This window comes from Aminobacter niigataensis (assembly GCF_946995915.1).
GTDB classification, from domain to species: Bacteria; Pseudomonadota; Alphaproteobacteria; order Rhizobiales; family Rhizobiaceae; genus Aminobacter; species Aminobacter niigataensis.
Genome location: NZ_OX341517.1, coordinates 4608764 through 4627989 on the forward strand (window position 1 = coordinate 4608764; position 19226 = coordinate 4627989).

Sequence of the window (19226 nt, forward strand, 5' to 3'; positions counted from 1 at the left end):
CACGGATCGCCCGGATAGTGCTTGACCTGTTATCCACGCCTTGTGGGCTTATCGCGAACGACCTCATCGCCGTCTCTGCGCTCATAGGCGCTCCACCACTTGCCGATGGCCTCGAAGGTGCTTTCCCTCGGGCGGGTCGTGTCTGCCCTCACACGGGCCATGCACTCGGCTGGCTTGGTCTCCATGACGACGATGCGCTCGGGCTTCATCGTGTCTGCCCACCACTGCCTGTTGTCTGCCCTTGCCTCTGAGACGATCAGCCATGCTCGGGGCCAGCGTGCGGTTGGGCGGCTGATGTCGCCCAGCATCTCGTTGCGGGCGCGGATGGCTGGTGTCAGCCACTTAGCCCTGTCCCATCCATGGAGTGACTGGCCGGACAGGCTGCAGGCGATCACGTCGAGATCGATGACGAGATCGCGTGGGCCTGCATGCTCCTTGGTGTATGTGCTCTTGCCCGAAGCCGGCGCACCACAGACGATGACCAGAGGTATCGTCGACGGTCTGAGCCATTCCGGCCGCCACTGGTGCTTGCCGAATGCCTGGTCGCGTGCCGTACGCTTCAGGTGGCAGGGAGGGCACAGGGGCCGAAGGTTCTCCCGCTCATTGTTGAAGCTGTTGCCGTCGATGTGGTCGACTTCATCGGCGACTGTCATCTTTCCTGCCTCTTTGCAGAAGCGGCACAGCGGCTCTCGGGCGAGGACGACCCGGCGCACCTTCTGCCAAGTCCATCCGTAACCGCGTTCGGTCGTCGTCAGCTTGTGCTTACCGACTATGGCCATGGCTCATGCCTTCCGTGTCTCCGGTTTGAGCGATCAACATGGTCTCTTGACGATGACGTCGCGAAAAATGAGAAACTGGTCGGAGCGAAACAACGAGGTGACCGGAATATGAGTAAGGAAGACGTCAGATCCCCGCAACATCAGCCCCTATCGGTGGACTATGACGGTGATTGCCAGGACGCTCTCGCAGCTCATCTAGACAAGCTTCTGGATAATGCTGAAGCAGCCGGATGGGTGAGGACGACGGCAGCGGCAGCGCTCATGTATCTAAGTGCAAAACGCCTAAAGCCCGTATCGTAACCTCAATCGCGAGGCCTATATTCTACTCCGACTTGAAACTCGCCCCTGAACCATCCAGCAAGATGGCAGGGGTGATGCGCCGTGCCGACCCGACGACTTCCGGGGAAGGGAGCTACCGTCGCCCGGCACGCTGCCCGTCTCTATCGCGCGACTGGTGTTTCGTGCCGTCGATGACTTTTCAGCAAAGTTACTCTTGAACCCGGAAATTTGCCGACACATATCGACTGCAGGCCTTTGCCGCTGTCGGCATCGGCCTACACAAAAACGCAAACTTTCGTTCGACTTGGAGGAACCGATGAGCGATCGGATGTTCGACAGCCCTGTTTTCGTGAAATCCGGAAACAGCCTAATCGAGGAGATAGCCTGTTTGGAGGATGCCCTCGAATTTCTCTACGAATGGCCGAAGCACAGGCGCGGCACTATTTACGAGACAGCTCTCTGCGCCTGTCAGCGTGCTTTTGATAGCAATTATCCTTTGCACGCGGCGAGGCAGGCATTCTGCAGTTTCGCCAAATCGGCCAACATTCTCGAAGAGGTCAGTGTGCCACTGCCCTGGATGGTAGGAGGCAAGACTGGCGCCAGCGGTCTCGGCGCTTGATCGGAGGGCCTTCCTATGTTCGGGCAACCATTCGAGAAACCTATCCGTGTTTGGGTCGGACTCGGCTTTCCTCGTCAACTCAACACCGTCGCCGACGCCTACCAGTTCGCGATGGAATGGTGCGGCAACAGTCCGGAGCAGCGAGCCGCTATCAGGGCGTGCAAAGCCGCATTGTGCGGAGACGTCGACGCCGAGACAGCCAGAGGTGTCTTCACAGCCTTTGCTCGCAAAAAAGATATCCTGGTCCAGGATGGCGAGATGCCTCCGTTGAGCGGAACGTCTCGACCTAGCCACGCCTGATCACACATTGAAAAAGGTGGCGGTGCCGGCCGCCACCTGCTGATGCCCTCGAAGGGTCATGGTATCGCCATCAGATCGTCCCGGGTATGTCCGGCAGCGGCTCCAGCAAATCGGTTCGATGGGTCGGCTTCGCGCCGGGCGCCATCCAGTTCGTGACCGTCGCCAGCTTATCGAAAGACTTACCCTGATTTGGCAGAAGTGGCGACACCCTCGACCAGTTAGGTGCTTGTAACGATTGCGCTTTTCTAAGGATTGCGGCGGCGATAGCTTGTGTTTGCTGGTCTATCCGCCGCTCTGCCGTCCTACGAACTCGGCCAGTTTTCTTGCAGAACTCGCGGAATGAGCCAGCCAAGTGAGGGGCTGCAAGGCACATGGCCCACTTGCCGAGGATGACCCGGCGCTCATCATCTTCCACGAAGTCGAGCATCCAAGCGTAACTCACCTCTTCCGCCCGCGATATCGCTGCCGCTGACGGACGGTACTGCACTCGGTGGCCGTTGATGCCATAGCCGACATCATGGCCGCCGATGGTGTCCCCGGGAGCCTGCGGCCAGAACGTGCGTATGGCTGCAGGCTTGAGCCTCCCAACGTCCAGATGTGCCATCGTGTCAGCCGCTTCGATAAGTCGGGCCTTCACGACGATGCTGGCGTCGGCGATGGTTGCTGCCTCGTAGGAGAGATCAGACGGCAAGGCGATGCTCCGGTTCGTCAAGAATGGCCTCCAGGCGTTTGTAGATCAGCGTTCGAAGGGTGGCCCGGACTGGCCATGGACGGAGCTTCACGGCCTCGCCACGCAACGGGCCGAGCGGGATGGTGTCGAACGCGTTGAGCAAGTCCCCTGCCCGTTCCATGGCCCAATCCTGGCGCTGGACGAGGATGTCGGAGATTGCCCCGATGGTTTCCGACCAAAGCTCATCCCGGTTGTTCCGCGTCTGCTTGATACAGCGAAGGACGAAAATCAGGTGCCCATCGCCGTACTGGTTGCGGATCTCATGCATGGTGCCGCGGGCGTGGCTTTGAGCGGCCGCGCGGCGCCGGTAGACCGGAACCAACTTGATCCCGAGTCCATCCAGCAGAGTGTCGAGTTTGCCCTTGGGCCTGCTCACACAGCACCTCGAGCCGAATAGTCGAGCTGTTCGCGGATCAGCCTCATTGACGCCGGCTCGGCCAGGACGCTTTCCCGCCCCATCAGGCTCAACTCGTCAGCGCGTTCGTTCCCGATGATGCCTGCATGTCCCTTCACCCACTCCAAGGTGATCGGCACCAGCGTCAGCGCCTCGTCGAGTTCCTTCCACAGGTCCAGGTTCTTGATCTCGCCGTCGGCTCGCTTCGGCGATGTCAGCGACCGCTTGTTCCAGCCGTTGCGCTTCCAACCATGCCGCCATTCGTTGCAGCCCTTGACCACATACTGGCTGTCACAGAGCAGCCGAACGGGCTCGACGACCTGGCGATCGGCAAACCAGCGCAGCGCCATCAGCGCGCCAGTCATCTCCATGATGTTGTTCGTGGTCCGTTGCTCGCCACCGTGTTCAGCGTGGATCTCGGCTCCGTCACGGTAGACGACGAAGGCCCAGCCGCCGACGCCGGGGTTTGGCTCGCATGCGCCGTCGCAGTAGATGACCAGGCCGGCAGGCACAGACTTGTCGCCACGCGGTTCCGACGCTGGACCGCGTGAGGTAACTGGTGCCGACGTGGAACCGGTAGACCGCAGTGCCTTGTCGGAACCGCGGTGTGAAACCGGGTTTTGCTTCAACTTGGTTTTGATCTCCCCTTCGAAGGGCCCATGATGGGGATGCTTCTCGGCGTTGAGCAACTGTTTGACTGTCAGCACGAACGGCATGCAACCGGGGCGGCGAGCAAGCACGTAGCCTTCTTGGGGCTCACCCATAATCCTTATCGGGCCATGCCCATCACGCCACCGCTTGGGCAGCGGAACTGTCGGGTCGATCACATAGCTGGTCATGCTGCCTTCCTCCGCTTTCTGCAGCGCTGGAACCACGTCGACGCCAGCCCCTTCCACAACGGGCAGCAATGGGTCGCCGCGAAGCGCTTGGCCTCAACTTCGGCACTGCCGTTCATGGTGACAATCGTGGCCGTCAGGTCTTCACCTTCGACCACACCGCCGAACTCGGCATCGGTCATCAGGAACTCGACCGCCTTGAGGTGCGTGGCCGTGATCGGCGCCAGATCGGCCTTGGCCAGGATTTCGAGATACTGCCTCGCTCGCATCGCACCGCGGCGACCGATGACCGCCTGTATGGCAGCAATCGCGATGCAGTCGCCGGGCTTGAAGCCGGCCGAGGGATATTTCGGGATGCGGACGCCGGCACGCTCGCACACCTGCCGGATGGTCTCAGCGTCGTCGTCATCTGCCGCGAGCTTGGCGAAGAACAACTCGAGGCCGCTGACGTTCTTCCGCGAGGCATTGATCTCGACGAAGATCGAGGCTTCGGACTGGATGTCTTCGGTTTTCACGATGACAGCCGGCACAAACGACACCATCGGATGGAGCTTGGCCGCTTCCAGCCGGTGCTGGCCATCTGTTGCATGATAGCTGCCGTCAGCCTGAGGCACGACGACGAGCGCGCCGAACGAGCGCCAGGTGAATGCGTGAAGGATGCTGTCGACACGGGCTTGATCGAGCGGGCGCTGGTACAGCGGATCGGCCGAGATCAGGTTGACGTCGAGCCAGTCGAGCACCGGCACGTCGCCGGGATCAGGAAAGACGGTCGTCATTTGCCGCTCCTTCCGTCATCCTGGCGGCTCTCATGATCAACTGGTTAAACGCGAGGTCCAGATCGGGCATGATGTCGTCGAAGTCGGCTTCACCCGACGCAATTCGGGCGTCGAGATCGGGCCTCAGAAGCGACGTTGCCTTGGCGAATTGGAGCAATTCCGGCTGAGTTTTGAAATCGTCAGCGAGCTTGCGGACTGCCTTCAAGCGTCCGTTTCGGTGAGCCGACACGCGGCACGCTGACGAGCACGTCAGTTGGTCGCGCCGCACAGACTGAAACAGCAGCTCGCAACCCACGCAGACGGACGTGTAACACTTCGACGAATACGTTACGGCGCTCATGCTGCCCTCGCCCTGATCAACTGAGCCTCGCGGATGGCATGCGTAGCCTCTACGACAGACAGGCCGAACTGCCTCCGCAGATGCGGCACGATCGGATGAGGTGGGCTCTTCTCAGTGGCGAGCCACTTGGCAGCGGTGGCAATTGCCGCAATTGCGGTATTTCCGCCAATTGACGGATTTTCCGAGGGTCCGCCATTTGGCGTATGCTCCAGGTTCATTGCGGCCTCCCTGCGAGGAACGCCTGGGCCAACGGATCGCCAGTCGCCGCCTTCCGAAGCGCGACTTCGCCAAGCTGAGCATTGGCCGGCTCGCACGCCAACAATGCGCGAAATCGCTGGGCGCTCTTGTAGGTCTCATCCAGTCGATTGAGCGTGCATTCGGCGATGTCCTCTCGATAGATGGATAGCCACTCAGGCGCGTCTTCCGGCGGCGTGAACCGCATCTTGCTGGCGATCGAGACGATCTCAGCTTTTGGCGCGCCGTAGCCACGGCCAGACTGCCAGAGTTGTTCGGCAATCATCTCTCCGAAGACACCCTTGGCCATGTGCTCTAGGCCAGCAATCGCAGCCTGTTTGCGCGCCTCCGGCGACATCGTCGCCATTGCCGCGTCGGCAATGACTTCGAAGTCTCGGCGCCCCATATCGGACGGCTTCTTGCCCTTGGCGACTTCTGCTTTGATGGCCGCGTCGATCTTGGTCTCGATCTCGCGCCCAACGAGGGAAATGGGTCGGCTCATGCTGCACCTCTTGGCTGCAGATTGTCGTTGTCATTCGGGATGATGAACTCGGGCCGTATCTCGATGCCGTCGGCACCGAACCTGAAATAGACATTCAGCAGCCCAGCATTGATGAGCTCGCGCGTGCCGTTCCAGAGTTCCCGGTCGTCGAATGGGCCTCCGGGCCTGCCAATGTCCGCAGGACGCCCATCACAAGCCGCTGGCTCTCTTCACCGACCATGGCCACCATGGCGTCGTAGTCCTTGTGCGGTGTCAGCTTGTCCCAGCGGCCCGCCCTTCTATCTCTACGGTTCATAGGGGACCTCCAACGTTGGCGTTGCGGACAGGGATGGCATCGAACACCCAGAGCCATTCTGGTTCTGCGTTCTCGTTCTTCCTCTCGGTCTTTTTCTTTTTCTCGTTCTCAATCTGGTTCTTGTTCTTGTTCTTGTTCTTGTTGTTTCCATAGGGTTTGCAGACCCTATCCATAGGGTTTCGATACGCTTTCATCGCTGCCCCCCTGCAAATCGACGATTGATCGATTCTCGCTGGACGCGCTCAGCATCCGCCGCAGCGAACTCTGTTTCGACGCGCTCACGCAGAGTGTCGCTCTCGATGCGGCCGATCTGCTTTGCGATGCCCTTGGCGTGGTTGGTGTTCGTCGGCGGACAGTGCTTGAACCACCGGCACACGTAGATCATCGAGTTTTCGACATCGACCGCCAGCAGATCGGCAGAGACCAGGCCGTCCCGGTACTGACGGTACTTCTCGACCGTCCATTCCAGATCAGCACTGGCATAGGCATCAGGGAGCCTGAAACACCCCGTGCTGTTCTGGTGCTCGCAGGTGAGGCTGTAGAGGTAGAGGACCTTGCCCGCATCATCGAGGGCGAGGAACCGCTTCGACCGCCAGACCGCAGGGGAAACCTTGGTGAAGTCCTGAGCCATCACATTACCCTCCACACCATCCCGACCCAGACGCCGGCAATGCCGACGCCTACGATTGAGGCGAGGAGGAAGAGATCGGCAGCGGACATCGCCGAAGAGTGTCCAGAGTTCTGGATACTTTCGGAGGCGCGCAAACCTTGCCGGACGCGAGCCAAGGCTTCGCTGGCACGGTCGTCGTGCCACTCGGCCCACCGACCGACCTGCAGAGCCATCCATGCGTGGAATACTGCCCGTAGGGCACGGAGCAACCTCATTGGGCACCTCCGAACTGACGAGCCAACGCGACTGCTCGACCTTGGATGCGGGCATGAAAGAACGGTTCGTCCATCGGCCCGTACCAGTCGCTTCCGTCGAGGCGCTCGGCCCACCACAAACCCCCGACTTGCCGAGCACGGCAGAGAAACAGACGACGGCTCTTATCGGTCAGCGTCACGACCATTGCCCCGTCGACCGGATGGCAGTTCTGGGTGTTGTAGGCGATGACGTCTCCCCTTCTCGCCACGAGGCAGGCGTGATCGTCATCGATCTGGAAATGAGAGAGGCGGGCTTTGTCATACGTACTGGCAGCGGCCGGCAGCGAAACTGCCGCCATGGCTGACACGCCGGCGATTGACCGTCCCAGGAATGAGCGCCGAGAGATCATGCGGCTGCTCCTTCCATCGGATGCCGCCGCTCAAGGAAGCTGAGAGCAGCCTTCAGCATCGCGGGAATAACTTCGCTGTCGCCGACCAGGTAGAACTCAAGCGCGAGCCGAACAGCTTCGGTCGCTTCGCCCTTGTCCGCGGCTGGCGTGTTCCACTCGCAGAGACGGTTCAGCGACGGCTGGTAGGCGTAAGGCGCGTCGTCATCGTCGAGGCTGGCCGCGAGGTATGCATTCCACGCCGCCCGGTATTCGAAGATGGCTTTGAGCAGGGAGGAGGTCATGCCGCACCTGCCTTCCGGGCGAACCACTCGCGCCGGCATTCGAGGAAGGGCATTACCAGTTCACCGGGGAAGCCGTTCTCAGCGAGGAAGGTGCGGATCGGGTCCAATTGATCGAGCACCCTGCCAATCATGACCTCGGCGTCGGACATGCTGTAGTCGACCAGGCCGAGAGTATCCGCGATGACCGCCGACCGGATCGTGCGGAGGCACGCGATAGCATCGTCCATCTCGTCAATCGGTGACTGCGCGGGATACGGCACAGTTGCCGCGCAGGCCGCGGCTGTGGTATCTGTCGAATTGTTCATATCCATTCCCCCAGGGATTTGTGTGAACCACGGCTCGGAGATGGTTGCCGCCTCTCCGGGCCTTTTCTTTTTGCCGGTGGCTATGTCGCCGGCCTCATGAGTGGCATTGCGTTCTTGGGAATTCTCCAAAATCTCTTGGGAAATTTCCGAAACGCCGCTCATGCTACGGCCCCGAGCGCTGGCTTGATCAGGCTCGCGAGCTTCGTCAGGCCCTTCGGGGTCACTCGAACCTGCTCCGACACCTTCTCCGAGCCATCAGACCGCAGGACAGTCGTGACCTTGTGCTCGAGCAGGCCGTTCGTGGTCTTGGACTGATAGCCGAGGTCATGACCCGAGCCGGGACGCCGATAAATCCATCCGTTCTGCCGGAGCCACGAGAACAAGTCCTTTGGCCGCATCTGGAGAGCCTTCGCGGCCTCAGTGATGCAGAGAGAGCCGTCGGCCTCAGCGATCCGTTGCAGAGCGTCATGCGACGGCAGCAACTCGGCCACGCGGCTTTCGAGGGAGATGACCTTCTCCACATTGTCGAGAAGCAACTGGCGCAAGGTCGGAACATGGCTCAGAGCGGCCACCGGGTCTTTAGCCCTGCGCTCGCATTCGATGAAGTACTGCCGGGCGCGCTTGCCCTGCTCGTTGCGCTCGACCATCGAAAGCTCTTTCGCCATGTCGATGGTGATCGCGTACTCGATCGCCGGCCGGCCTTTTACTGTGTTTTCAGTAAAACTCGCGAAGTCCGATCCTTCGACGAAGCCGTACTGCTCGACCCGCGAAGCAATCCAGTCATTGAAGCGTGTGCCCACCTGCAAGAAGGCATGCAGGTCGCGGGCGTTGACGGTCTGAACGGTTGAGCCGCCAACCGTGCCAAGTGACACAAGGGGGAAGGAGTTGGTCATCAAGCCGCGTCCTCCATGAAGAAGGCGACAAGCTTCGAACGTTCGATGACCCATCGGCCGCTCACCTTCTTGGCCGGCAGTTCACCGTTTTCAAGCATATGGAAGGTCGCGCGCGGCGATCTCCCGATGATTTTGGCAATCCCGGCACCGCCCCAAACGAGGTCGATGCCGCGCCCATCTACGTCATTCTTTGTCATGCTATTGAACTCCTTTGCACTAATGATGCAGTGCATATTCATTCAGCATTAACCAAGACCAGTCAAGCGGTATTTGCACTTTATTTGCAGTGCGTGTAATGCTGGGGAAAACATGGAACAATTGGCAATGGCGCGCAGCACGACAAAGGCCAGCAAGTCAGAATCGCTAACGATCAGGCTCGATCCGAAAACTCGGTTCATCCTGGAGTATCTGTCGCGCCTAAAAGGGCAGACCATCACGACGGTTGTCGAGCGAGCCATCGTCAATGCTGCTTCTGCTGAGTCTGTCCAAGACTATGAAATGGGCGGGCACCTTAACTGGCACTCATTCTGGGACGTCAGCGAAGGTGCGCGTGCAGTCAATCTCGCGCGACGTAACGAGTTCTTTCCGACATTCGAGGAAGAGAGACGGGTCTCGTTCTGCGAAGAGCATTGGCCCTTCTTTTTCCTCAACCAGAGCAAGAAGGCATTTCGGTATCCGTTCCTAAACGTCTTGTGGTCGCGCATCGATGAATTCATCGGGATCCACGAGGAGACGAAAGCGGGAGGCGAATATTGGGCGGCAGGCAAGGCTATGCAGAAGGCCCTTCGCGATGCACGCATCGAACCCCCGGAATGGCCGGTAAAGAAAAACAACGAGAAGTCGGAGAGTGTCTCCAGCCGCAATCTCGATGACGAGATCCCGTTCTAGCCCATGTCCATCAGAAAACGCACATGGACGAACGGCAAGGGCGAGGAGAAGACCGCCTGGGTCGTCGATTACGTCGATGCCAAGGGCACGCGCCGGCTGAAGACCTTCGCCAAGAAGAAGGACGCCGATGGCTTTGCGGCAACGGCTCATGTCGAGGTTAGGCAAGGCACCCACGTCGCTGACAGCGCCAGCGCCACAGTGAAGCAGGCCGGCGAGTTCTGGATAGCTAGCGCCGAAAGCGCGGCGTTAGAGCGCACGACCACTAACCAGTACCGGCAGCACCTTGACCTACATATCGCGCCCCTGATTGGCGACACGCTGCTGTCGAAACTCTCAGTACCCGTCGTCCGCGACTTTGAGGACAAGCTCCGTGAGACGGGACGCTCGCCGGCAATGGTGCGCAAGGTGCTGGTCAGCCTCGGCTCGCTTCTGGCCGACGCGCAGGAGCGTGGGCTGGTAGTTCGCAACGCGGTACGGGAGAAGAGCCGAGCCCGCCAGAAGGGCAAGGACAGGCGACAGGAGCGCCGCCAGAAGGGCCGTCTGAAGGTCGGGTCGGATATTCCGACCAGAGACGAGGTCAAGGCCATCGTGGGCGCGCTGGAGGGCCGCTGGCGGCCGTTGCTGCTGACAGCAATCTTTGCCGGTCTCAGAGCATCGGAGCTACGGGGGCTGCGCTGGCTCGATGTCGATCTAGAAAAACGCGAGATCCACGTCCGACAGCGGGCCGACAGGTTCAACGATATCGGCAGGCCGAAGTCGGAAGCTGGGGAGCGAACGGTCCCTATCCCACCGATGGTGGTCAACTCCCTGAAGGAATGGAAGCTCGCCTATAGCAGGCCGATCACTGGCCGCGATGACGATGGCAACCTAATCCGGGAAGACGCCAAACCATCACACCTCATTTTCGCCAACGGCTCCGGCAATGTCGAGAGCTTGGGGAACATCATCAACCGCGGACTGATCCCGGTGCAGATCAAAGCTGGCGTGTCGATGCCGACAGAAGAGACAGACGAGGAAGGCAATCCGGTCCAGGCAGCGAAGTATACCGGCATGCACGCGCTACGGCACTTCTATGCTTCCTGGTGCATTAACCGGCCACAGGACGGAGGCCTCGGCCTTCCGGCCAAGATCGTCCAAGAGCGGCTTGGTCACTCTTCGATCGTCATGACGATGGATGTCTACGGACACCTATTCCCGAGGGGCGATGACGCCGACGAAATGGCAGCCGCCGAGAGAGCGCTGCTTTCATGAGCGCGACATAGACGCAACATGAAGCTCTAAATGCCTTGCTACACAAGGGTTCTGCTCGGATTGAAAATCCGCGTGTCCGTGGTTCGAATCCGCGTCTGGGCACCACTTCCTCCCCCAAACAGATCGCTTGCGAGAAATTGGCACACTGCGTCACTGCGCTTGGCGAAGTGGCGCGAAGAGACTGCCCTCCCCGTCTCCTTCGACCCGCTGTCCGGTCGGTTGCGACCAAAATGTCCGACGAGTTCTGCCAACAACAATTGAAGCAGGACTACACTGACATTCATGCAACTTCATGCAAATCAGGACCGATCAGGAATCCAGGTCGAAATACCTACTGGTCCGCGCGGCAATAACTCTTCGCATTTACACGCAATTCATCATTGTTCTGCATTTTCTTGCCCGGGGGAACTTCTGAGATCGAGTTGGCGGGGGAAAGTCGACATGTCGGCGAGCGCGCAGGCGAGCACGGAACACGAGAAACTCGCAGACGGCTTGATGCACAAGACCAGGGCGTCTTATGTGGCAGCGCTGATCCTGATCGCGTCGCTGGCAACCGCCAGCTTCTTCATGTTGAACTCGGTGATCTCGGCGAACACGCAGAAGACCGCCTTGATCGAACTCGGGGCCCGCCAGCAGTTGCTGTCGCAGCGGATATTGCTGAGCGCGACGGAGGCCCATACGGCCGATGCGCAATGGCTGCGCACCCAGGCGCGCCAGAACCTCAAGGCGGCGCTCGAAAGTTTCCTCGCCAACGAGCGCATCCTGCGGAACGGATCGCCCGACGCCCGGTCACCGCTTCACCGGCTCGAGCTGTCGGAGGATGCGACAAAGCTGTTTACCGAGGTTCCCGGCCAGATCGACGCATCGACGCGGATCCTCGAGCACACGGTCAATTCCTATCTCAAGCTGCTGCCCGACTCGGTGTCGGCAGAGATGCCTGCCGATGCCATCGCACATTTCGCCGCGCTCAGGCTTTACGTCGCCGAGAAAGCCCGGCGCGAATATGAAACGCTGACCCGGCTGTTCACGTCGGAAGCTGCCGAAAAGGGCGCAGCGGTCGAGAAAATACACCTTACGGTCTTTGTCCTCACTTTGCTGCTGCTCGTCGCCGAGGCGGTGCTGATCTTCCGGCCGCTGGTGCGCCGCGTCGTGTCCTGCACCACCGAACTGCTCAGGGCGCGCGACCAGATGAACTTCGCCGCCAATCATGATGCGCTGACAGGCCTCTACAACCGGGCCTTCCTCAACGACTACATGGATACGGCATTGGCCACCGCCCGGCGCAAAGGCGAGGCGATCGCCGTCATCCATCTCGACCTCGACCACTTCAAGACCGTCAACGACACGCTCGGCCATGCCGCGGGCGATGCCGTGCTGATCGAGACCGCACGGCGCCTTGTCGCCAGCGTTCGCGAATCCGACGTCTGCGTGCGCCTTGGCGGCGACGAATTCACCGTGATCCTGACCGACGTGGGCACCGAGGCGGCCGCCGTCGAAGTCGCGGCACGGATCACCGCGAGCATCAAGCAGCCGCTGGAGTTCGCCGGAGCTTCGCTGAAGCCGAGCGCCAGCGCAGGCGTGGCACTGTTCCACGACGCCACCGCCACGATGGATGAGCTATTCGTCAACGCCGACCTGGCACTCTATCGCGCCAAGGCCGATGGGCGCGGCGGTTATCAGCTCTTTGCCACGACGCTGCGCGACAAGTTCGAAGAAAAGGCCAACCTCGAACGCGAACTGCGCGAAGCCATCGCTACCGAGGCCTTCGCGGTCCATTTCCAGCCACAGGTCTCCCTGCAGACCGGGAAGGTGATCGGCGTCGAGGCGCTGGTGCGCTGGGAGGTCATGGGCAGGAACGTTTCGCCCGGCGAGTTCCTTCCGGCAGCTGAAAAGGCCGGGCTGATGCCAGCGATCGGCCGTTCCATCTTTGCCAAGGCCATACGCACGGCCGCCGGGTGGCACCGCATGGGACTGGATTTCGGCCGGCTCTCGCTCAATGTGTCTGCCCAGGAGCTACACGAGGCCGACTTCGCCAATCATTTGCTCGGCCTTCTCAAGGCCGAAGGCCTGCCCAACCGCCTGGTGGCGCTGGAAATCGTCGAATCGGTCATGCTCGACGACGAAAACAGCGGCATCGGGCTGACGCTGAAGCGTCTGCGCAAGGCCGGCATCCGCATGGAACTGGACGATTTCGGCACCGGCTACGCATCGCTGTCGCATATCAGCGCCAACGAGGTCGACCGGCTGAAGATCGACCGCCGCTTCATCCGCGACATCCACAAGAACCCGGCCAACTCCAAGATCGTCAAGGCGATCATCGAACTGGCGCGCGGCCTCGGCATTTCGATCATCGCCGAGGGTGCCGAAACCGAAAGGGAGCTGTCCTTCCTGCGGGAGCTGGGCTGCCCCGCAGTCCAGGGCTATGGCATAGCCTTTCCGATGCCCGACGCTCAGGCCGAGGCGTGGCTGGCCATGCGCAACGCCTCTCCCCAGCCTGTCGTCGCCCGAACTGCCTAGGGGCAGCCGGGGCTAGATGCGTGCGTCGCCCAATGTCACCTGCGCAACGCCGACATAGGGATTGGCATGCAAGGCCAGGATCCACAGGCTGACGCTTGCCGTGACGGCGAATATCAGGATCGCCTTCCTGCCGGCATGCGGCCTGTCGGCGTGGACTGCCCCGATGACCACCGCCGAAAGCATGGTCAGGAACAGCACCAGGTACCATTTGAGCTGATTGACCGAACCTGCGCCGATGGCCAGGCGCGAGTTGCGGGCGTCCTGCAATTCGTCGAAGTCCTGCACCATCTGGCCAATGATCGGATCAGGAAGGCCTGACTTCGACAGCGCGATCAATGCCAGGCGGATGTCCTGCAAGGCCTGTTCGACGGCGGGCTCAGGCGCATGGTTCGCATTCGGCCATTCCAGCGAAATGACGGCACCCTTGTAGGCCAGTAGGCCATTCAACAATTCGGCAGAGGCAAGCGCCTCCGGCTTCGCCATGCCGGCAAGCCGCATCATCGACGAACGCTCGGCGCTGGCGACCTCACTTGCGCGCGCATTGACCGACCATACATCCGCGGCCGTGAAACCGAGCGACAGCGCCCAGGCCGTGGTGATGGTGCCGACGAAAGCGGCGACCGGCATCGATAGAGGGTCGCCTTGTGCCTGCCTGGCGAAGATCGCGAGGAACGCCGCACCCAGGAAAAATGAAACGATGCCAACGACGATAAAGGGAAGCGTCAGCAAGATGGGCGACCAGGAGAATATTTCCACGATGCTGCCTTGCGCCAAGGGTGTTCTCTATTGACCGTGAATAAGCCAATTCCCGCAATCCTCAAACAAAAAGCCCCGCAGGTCGCGGGGCTTTTGCATTGATGACGGCGAAGGCGCGGTTGATTTACGACCGAGGCTTTTCCTTCTTGGGATCGTAGTGGGCGAAAGGCACGATCCTGGCCGGCAGGCGTTTCTGGTGGCCGTCGAGCTTGCCGATCTCGACCTCGGTGCCGACATTGGCGTGCGTTGCGTCGACGCGGGCCAGCGCGATGTTCTTGTTCAGCACCGGTGAGCGCATCGACGAGGTGACGATGCCGATCTGGGCGCGGCCGATATGGACGCAGTCGCCATGGCCGACGACGACGTTGGAGTCGATGTCGAGGCCGACCAGCTTGTGGATCGGGTTGTCCTTGCGCCGGATCAGCGCCTCGCGGCCGATGAAGTCGTCGGTCTTGGTCTTCAGCGGCACGGTGAAGCCGATGCCGGCCTCGAACGGGTCGGTCTGGTCGGAGAACTCGTAATTGGCAAAGATCAGCCCGGCCTCGATGCGCACCATGTCGAGCGCGGCAAAGCCCATCGGCTTGAGCCCATGCGGCTGGCCCGCTTCCCAGACCGCGTCGAAGACCTTTTCGGCGTCGCGCGGATGGCACCAGACCTCGTAGCCGAGCTCGCCGGTATAGCCGGTGCGCGAGACCACGATCGGCACCCCTTGCGCATCGCCGATGCGGCCGATGGTGAAGCGGAACCATTCGAGCTCGCTGAGCGCCGGCTGGTGCGGCGGCGTCCAGACGATCTCCTTGAGGATGTCGCGGCTGTTGGGGCCCTGCACGGCGATGTTGTGCATCTGGTCGGTCGAGGAGCGGATGAGCACCTTGAGGCCGAGCTTTTCCGCCACTTCGCGCAGCCACACGCCGGAATAGTCGTCACCGCAGATCCAGCGGAAATTGTCCTTGCCGAGACGCAGCAAGGTGCCGTCGTCGATCATGCCGCCATGCTCGTAGCACATCGCGGTATAGACGACCTGGCCGACGCCGAGCTTCTTGACGTCGCGGGTCAGCGTGTACTGCATCAGGGCTTCTGCATCCGGGCCCGTCACCTCGAACTTGCGCAGGGCGGAAAGATCCATCACCACCGCCTTCTGGCGGCAGGCCCAGTATTCCTCGATCGGGCCTTCCTTGGCGAATTCCTGCGGCAGCCAGAAGCCCTTGTATTCGATGAAGTTGCGCGTGTGCTTGGCAAAGCTTGAATGGAAGGCGGTCTCACGGGTCATTTTGGGTTCGGCCTCCGGGGTCGTGCGTCTGGCGATCGCGCGCGAGAATTTGTGCTGGCCGGAATAGGTCCGGACGTGGATGTCGGTGAGGTTCCAGCCATTGGCCGGGGTGGTGTCGTCGGGGCAGGCCGAGGAGACGCAGACGATGTCGGTCAGGGCTCTCAGCAGCACATAGTCGCCCGGCCGCGACCAGGGTTCGTCGGAGAACATCACGCCATGGGCGTCAATGCCGGTGTTGAAGAAGAAGTTGACCGCCATCCAGCCGGCGCGGGCATTGACGCCATGCGGGGTCAGTGCGCCGTTGAAGTTCTCCGAGCAGTTGATGTGGCCGGGATAGCCGATGTCGTCGTAATATTTGGCATAGCAGGCGAGCGCGAACGCATCGTGGCGGCCGCAGGTGTCCTGGATGACCTCGACCAAAGGCTCGAAATCCTGGTCGAAATATTTGGCATGCAGGCCGGGCATCGGATAGGCGTGGCCCATCAGCGAGCGGGTGGCGGTGACGTCGAGGGCAAGGTCGCGGCCCTTGTCGAGCTTGCGCGCCGAAAAGCACTGGAAGTCGGTGCACTGGCGGCCGTCGACGTCGATGATCTGGATGTAGTCGCCGGCCTTGACGAAGAAGCTCTCGGCCGTCTTCGACTTGACCCTGAGGTCGAGCAGCGGATCGGCGAGCGGATCGGGCAGGTCGGACTTGCCGGCGGGCCTGATCGTCGCGCGCTTGATCATCACCGCAAGCGGCGTCGAGGTGTCGTGGCTGTCGATCGCCATCGCCGCACCGGGGGCAGCGACCACCAGCGTGCCCGGACGGGTGACGGTGAAGCTCTCTTCGGTGCCCGCAGCGGTCGCACCATCGAAGAAGCGCACGGCCTCGACACGGCCGAGTTCGAGCTTGCGCCGCGCCAGCCCGGCGCGGAACGCCTGCAGGCTGTCGTCGCCGTCGACCAGAAGCGCCTTGAGCCCGGCAGCATCGCTGTTCGAGCGCGTGCCCAGGATGCCCGGATCGGCCTTGCCGGCGGCATCGAAGGCCACCAGCTCGCAAGGCTGGCCGCCCTCGAGGTTGCGCACCGTCACGCGGTCGCCGGCCTCGATCTCGATCAGTGCGGCGCCCAAGCCCGGCACATGGTAACGCTCCATGCCCGGCAAAAGCAGCCCGGGCTGCAGGATGAGACTCGGCCGCGGCGGGCCGGAGGTCACGGCGGGGTAGTCTGCGATAGTCATCACCACCTCGTCAAAATTTGCCTGTGTGTAAAAATATTTCAGTCTAGAGAATACTCGATTTTACCGCCCTAGCAAGGCTTCGTTTCGCCGCATAGCTGAAAAATGAGGCGAGGCGACCGACCGCAGGCGGCCTGTCGGGCGAGGTCCGGACCATTGACGTCCCCTAACCCGTCAAGCGATTGTCCCCGCCCCGTCAACCGTGCTACTGGGTCGGATTCGACAAACATTTCAAACTTAGACTGTGCTGCGGTAGGCTTCGCCTCGCGCCGTGGCCATGAGGCAGAACTGATATGCAGGGTCGCGAAATGAAGGCTGAAGCCGACCAACTCACATCTCAGATCATCGCAACCTACTCGGTGGGGGCGACTGTGCAGACGGTTCTGGATCGCTTGTTGGCGAAAATAACGTCGGAGGAGTATCCGCTGAACACGCGCCTTCCGTCTGAGCGGGCGTTGGCTTCGGAGTTGGGGGTAGCCCGCAATACCGTGCGCGAGGCACTGGATGTGCTGGAAGCGCGCAAAGTCATCAATCGACGTCCCGGCAGCGGCAGTTTCGTCACCTATCGCTCGGACGATGTGCCGGAGCGCGGCGAGAGCTCGGTCGCCATGGAGACCAGCCCCCTGGACCACCTTGTGGTGCGCGGTATCCTTGAGCCCGAAATGGTTCGCCTTGCCGTCATCAACATGACTCCGCGCGAAGTGTGGGACCTGGAACAACTCATGTCGAAGATCGAAAGCGTGCATACCGACGTTGCCGCTTTCGTGAAATGCGAAGAGGAAATCTATCGCAAGATTGCCGAAGGAACGCACAATCGCCTGCTCGCATCCTGCTACAATCTGACGATCGAGGCCTGCCGGGTGAGCTTTCGTACGACGCTCCTTCGCCGGCATCTGTCCCCGAAACGGATCCTCGAGTACCAACAGCGCTACAACGCGCTGTTCAATGCGATTGCCTCTCGCGACGTGGAGCGAGCCGTCGAATTCATCAAGCTGCACCTGGTCGAGGAGCAGAAGTTATTTCTGCAGGACTGACTCCGGAGTCCGTGCCTGCAAGGCGGTTCCATTCCCGCTCGATTGCAGGCGCTGGTCCCAAAGCTGTCCCAGATCCGACATTTCCTGCTTGAGAAGGCCGCCATGGCGTTTCAGCCAGCGCGGGATCGAGCCGAAAGCAGCAATTTTCGCCTTGCCGTTCTTTAGCGTCACCACCGGCCAGTCTCCGACCAGCGCATTGTCGATCCCGAACATGCTCTCGCCCCACCAATGAGCCGGACCGAACGCGTGGGTGACATGTCCAAGCTGCTTCATGGCCGCCAAGACTGGTAGAGGATTGACGCTGTTGCACTTTTCGACCGCCGCATGCCAGATATCCAGGATGGCGACATACTCCCAGCTCACCGCGGTCCAGGTGCCGGGGAAGCGGTGGTTGTACTCGTCGAAGAAGCCCTTTGGCTGATTGAAGAAAAACGTCTTGTCCGTCAGCTTTTCATCGTCGAAATCGGGGAACTGGAAGACGAAACCTTCCATGAATTCGACAGATGTCCGGGCCACGAGCTGGTCGTAATAGTCCAGCGTGCAGGAGATGATCTGCCCCTTGAAGCCTTGCGCATGCGCATATTCGGTCATGGCATGGACCATGGGCGTATAGCTGGTGCACCAGCACAGGATATCAGGGTTCGAATCCAGCATCGGCTGCACGATTCCGGCAGCATCGGTGGTGCCAGGATCGTACTGGATTTCCTTGACAATCCCCACATTGGCCGCTTTGAAGGCTGCGCGATACGTCGCTAGCGAGGGCAGGCCAAGCGCATCCGACTGGCTGCATATCGCGACAGTCCGAAGCTCTGGCTTTGCCTTGGCCAGCCAGTCCACTCCTGTCACATTGTAGATCGGATGCAGTTCGCTGGGTGCGATCAGATAAGGCGTATCCGGCGACAGGTCGCTGGGCAGCAGCGTTGAGGTCAGGACTTTGCGCTGGGTCAGGTAATCCCGTATCGGCGCAATCGTATCTCCGCCCAGCATCATCAGCAGCTTGATGTCATGCTGCTCTATCAGATGGCGCGCGCCCGCCTCGGCCCGTCCGGAGTCGTAGTCGCAGTCGTATTCGACGATCTTGATCGGATAGCGCCGCCCGTTGATCAGCAAGCCGCCGGTCTTGTTGAGCCAGTCCTCCCAGATCCGGCAGCCATGCAATCCGGGCAAGCCCCATGACTCGACCTGTCCGCTGAGCGGGGCCAGGAACCCGACATTCACCGCATTCGGCATGCCGACGGAAAGCCGCGGCAGGACGCTGGAAACCGCAAGATGATGGGCAAAGCTGGAATTCTGCATGGCTGTAAGTATCATCAAAACCTGGGAGCTTCATCCTCATGGGGCGAAATTTTTGTTCCTCACAGGAAACTCATCGTTGACAAATTGGTATAACGGCCGTCAATATACTCTGGACCAGAGGAACCAATAAGCCAAATTTGGTCTATACCAAAATAGGAGGAA

General features: G+C 60.8%; 24 protein-coding genes and 1 tRNA gene. 7 read left to right on the forward strand and 18 right to left on the reverse strand.

The annotated features are described in order from the left end of the window. Positions 1-29 precede the first annotated feature (29 nt). Entirely contained in the window at positions 30-779 is a 750-nt protein-coding gene (locus O1Y97_RS22525) for an AAA family ATPase (protein WP_318762439.1), read from the reverse strand. Positions 780-1374: 595 nt separating this feature from the next. Between O1Y97_RS22525 and O1Y97_RS22530 the strand changes: the two genes are divergently transcribed. Both O1Y97_RS22530 and O1Y97_RS22535 read left to right on the forward strand, forming a co-directional pair. After that, on the forward strand, positions 1375-1677 hold the full coding sequence (locus O1Y97_RS22530) for a DUF982 domain-containing protein (protein ID WP_183264618.1): 303 nt from the start codon (positions 1375-1377) through the stop codon (positions 1675-1677). Positions 1678-1692: 15 nt separating this feature from the next. Next, on the forward strand, positions 1693-1977 hold the full coding sequence (locus tag O1Y97_RS22535) for a DUF982 domain-containing protein (protein WP_318762440.1): 285 nt from the start codon (positions 1693-1695) through the stop codon (positions 1975-1977). Positions 1978-2047: 70 nt separating this feature from the next. On the opposite strand, the gene O1Y97_RS22540 is transcribed toward O1Y97_RS22535, so the two are convergent. From O1Y97_RS22540 to O1Y97_RS22605, 14 genes are all read right to left on the reverse strand, one after another. Beyond that, positions 2048-2668 carry a hypothetical protein gene (locus O1Y97_RS22540; RefSeq protein WP_318762441.1) on the reverse strand — a complete coding sequence of 207 codons (621 nt, stop codon included), beginning with the start codon at positions 2666-2668 and terminating at the stop codon, positions 2048-2050. Then, positions 2658-3083 (reverse strand): hypothetical protein, encoded by a 426-nt coding sequence (locus tag O1Y97_RS22545; RefSeq protein WP_318762442.1) that lies wholly within the window; start codon positions 3081-3083, stop codon positions 2658-2660. The genes O1Y97_RS22540 and O1Y97_RS22545 overlap by 11 nt, the downstream gene beginning before the upstream one ends. Further along, the gene (locus tag O1Y97_RS22550) at positions 3080-3940 is read right to left on the reverse strand and encodes a ribonuclease H family protein (protein ID WP_318762443.1); all 861 of its coding nucleotides are present in this window, start codon (positions 3938-3940) and stop codon (positions 3080-3082) included. The genes O1Y97_RS22545 and O1Y97_RS22550 overlap by 4 nt, the downstream gene beginning before the upstream one ends. Further along, positions 3937-4713: a DUF6551 family protein gene (locus O1Y97_RS22555; RefSeq protein WP_318762444.1), complete on the reverse strand. Its 777-nt coding sequence runs from the start codon at positions 4711-4713 to the stop codon at positions 3937-3939. The genes O1Y97_RS22550 and O1Y97_RS22555 overlap by 4 nt, the downstream gene beginning before the upstream one ends. Continuing rightward, entirely contained in the window at positions 4694-5053 is a 360-nt protein-coding gene (locus tag O1Y97_RS22560; RefSeq protein ID WP_318762445.1) for a hypothetical protein, read from the reverse strand. Before O1Y97_RS22560 ends, O1Y97_RS22555 begins: the two co-directional genes overlap by 20 nt. Before the next feature lie 214 nt (positions 5054-5267). Next, positions 5268-5789 carry a hypothetical protein gene (locus O1Y97_RS22565; protein ID WP_318762446.1) on the reverse strand — a complete coding sequence of 174 codons (522 nt, stop codon included), beginning with the start codon at positions 5787-5789 and terminating at the stop codon, positions 5268-5270. Between the two features lie 94 nt (positions 5790-5883). Next, positions 5884-6084: a hypothetical protein gene (locus O1Y97_RS22570; protein WP_318762447.1), complete on the reverse strand. Its 201-nt coding sequence runs from the start codon at positions 6082-6084 to the stop codon at positions 5884-5886. Continuing rightward, positions 6081-6278, reverse strand: coding sequence for a hypothetical protein (locus O1Y97_RS22575; RefSeq protein WP_318762448.1), 198 nt, complete (start codon positions 6276-6278; stop codon positions 6081-6083). The genes O1Y97_RS22570 and O1Y97_RS22575 overlap by 4 nt, the downstream gene beginning before the upstream one ends. After that, positions 6275-6715 (reverse strand): hypothetical protein, encoded by a 441-nt coding sequence (locus tag O1Y97_RS22580; RefSeq protein ID WP_318762449.1) that lies wholly within the window; start codon positions 6713-6715, stop codon positions 6275-6277. The genes O1Y97_RS22575 and O1Y97_RS22580 overlap by 4 nt, the downstream gene beginning before the upstream one ends. 250 nt (positions 6716-6965) lie before the next feature. After that, positions 6966-7358, reverse strand: a complete 393-nt coding sequence (locus tag O1Y97_RS22585; RefSeq protein WP_108609297.1) for a hypothetical protein — start codon at positions 7356-7358, stop codon at positions 6966-6968. Beyond that, a complete protein-coding gene (locus O1Y97_RS22590) occupies positions 7355-7639 on the reverse strand; it encodes a hypothetical protein (protein ID WP_318762450.1) in 285 nt (94 codons plus the stop codon). Before O1Y97_RS22590 ends, O1Y97_RS22585 begins: the two co-directional genes overlap by 4 nt. After that, complete coding sequence (locus tag O1Y97_RS22595; RefSeq protein ID WP_318762451.1) at positions 7636-8106, reverse strand: hypothetical protein; 471 nt, start codon at positions 8104-8106, stop codon at positions 7636-7638. Before O1Y97_RS22595 ends, O1Y97_RS22590 begins: the two co-directional genes overlap by 4 nt. Beyond that, on the reverse strand, positions 8103-8837 hold the full coding sequence (locus O1Y97_RS22600) for a phage antirepressor KilAC domain-containing protein (protein WP_318762452.1): 735 nt from the start codon (positions 8835-8837) through the stop codon (positions 8103-8105). The genes O1Y97_RS22595 and O1Y97_RS22600 overlap by 4 nt, the downstream gene beginning before the upstream one ends. Continuing rightward, the gene (locus O1Y97_RS22605) at positions 8837-9034 is read right to left on the reverse strand and encodes a MerR family transcriptional regulator (protein WP_318762453.1); all 198 of its coding nucleotides are present in this window, start codon (positions 9032-9034) and stop codon (positions 8837-8839) included. Before O1Y97_RS22605 ends, O1Y97_RS22600 begins: the two co-directional genes overlap by 1 nt. Positions 9035-9146: 112 nt before the next feature. On the opposite strand from O1Y97_RS22605, the gene O1Y97_RS22610 reads away from it, so the two are divergent. The 4 genes from O1Y97_RS22610 (at position 9147) to O1Y97_RS22625 (ending at position 13493) form a co-directional block, all read left to right on the forward strand. Beyond that, positions 9147-9725 (forward strand): hypothetical protein, encoded by a 579-nt coding sequence (locus O1Y97_RS22610; protein ID WP_318762454.1) that lies wholly within the window; start codon positions 9147-9149, stop codon positions 9723-9725. A 3-nt stretch (positions 9726-9728) separates the two neighbouring features. After that, the gene (locus O1Y97_RS22615; protein ID WP_318762455.1) at positions 9729-10976 is read left to right on the forward strand and encodes a tyrosine-type recombinase/integrase; all 1248 of its coding nucleotides are present in this window, start codon (positions 9729-9731) and stop codon (positions 10974-10976) included. A 32-nt stretch (positions 10977-11008) separates the two neighbouring features. Next, positions 11009-11081, forward strand: a tRNA-Phe gene (locus O1Y97_RS22620). Between the two features lie 336 nt (positions 11082-11417). Next, on the forward strand, positions 11418-13493 hold the full coding sequence (locus O1Y97_RS22625) for a putative bifunctional diguanylate cyclase/phosphodiesterase (protein WP_318762456.1): 2076 nt from the start codon (positions 11418-11420) through the stop codon (positions 13491-13493). Positions 13494-13505: 12 nt separating this feature from the next. Here the strand turns inward: O1Y97_RS22625 and O1Y97_RS22630 are convergent, their stop codons facing one another. Beyond that, complete coding sequence (locus O1Y97_RS22630) at positions 13506-14267, reverse strand: bestrophin-like domain (RefSeq protein WP_318762457.1); 762 nt, start codon at positions 14265-14267, stop codon at positions 13506-13508. 106 nt (positions 14268-14373) lie between these two features. Beyond that, a complete protein-coding gene (locus O1Y97_RS22635; protein WP_108609305.1) occupies positions 14374-16737 on the reverse strand; it encodes a DUF1989 domain-containing protein in 2364 nt (787 codons plus the stop codon). Between the two features lie 305 nt (positions 16738-17042). On the opposite strand from O1Y97_RS22635, the gene O1Y97_RS22640 reads away from it, so the two are divergent. Next, complete coding sequence (locus O1Y97_RS22640; RefSeq protein ID WP_108610042.1) at positions 17043-17768, forward strand: FadR/GntR family transcriptional regulator; 726 nt, start codon at positions 17043-17045, stop codon at positions 17766-17768. Here the strand turns inward: O1Y97_RS22640 and O1Y97_RS22645 are convergent. Continuing rightward, positions 17751-19064, reverse strand: coding sequence for an ABC transporter substrate-binding protein (locus O1Y97_RS22645; protein ID WP_318762458.1), 1314 nt, complete (start codon positions 19062-19064; stop codon positions 17751-17753). The genes O1Y97_RS22640 and O1Y97_RS22645 overlap by 18 nt on opposite strands. Positions 19065-19226 lie beyond the last annotated feature (162 nt).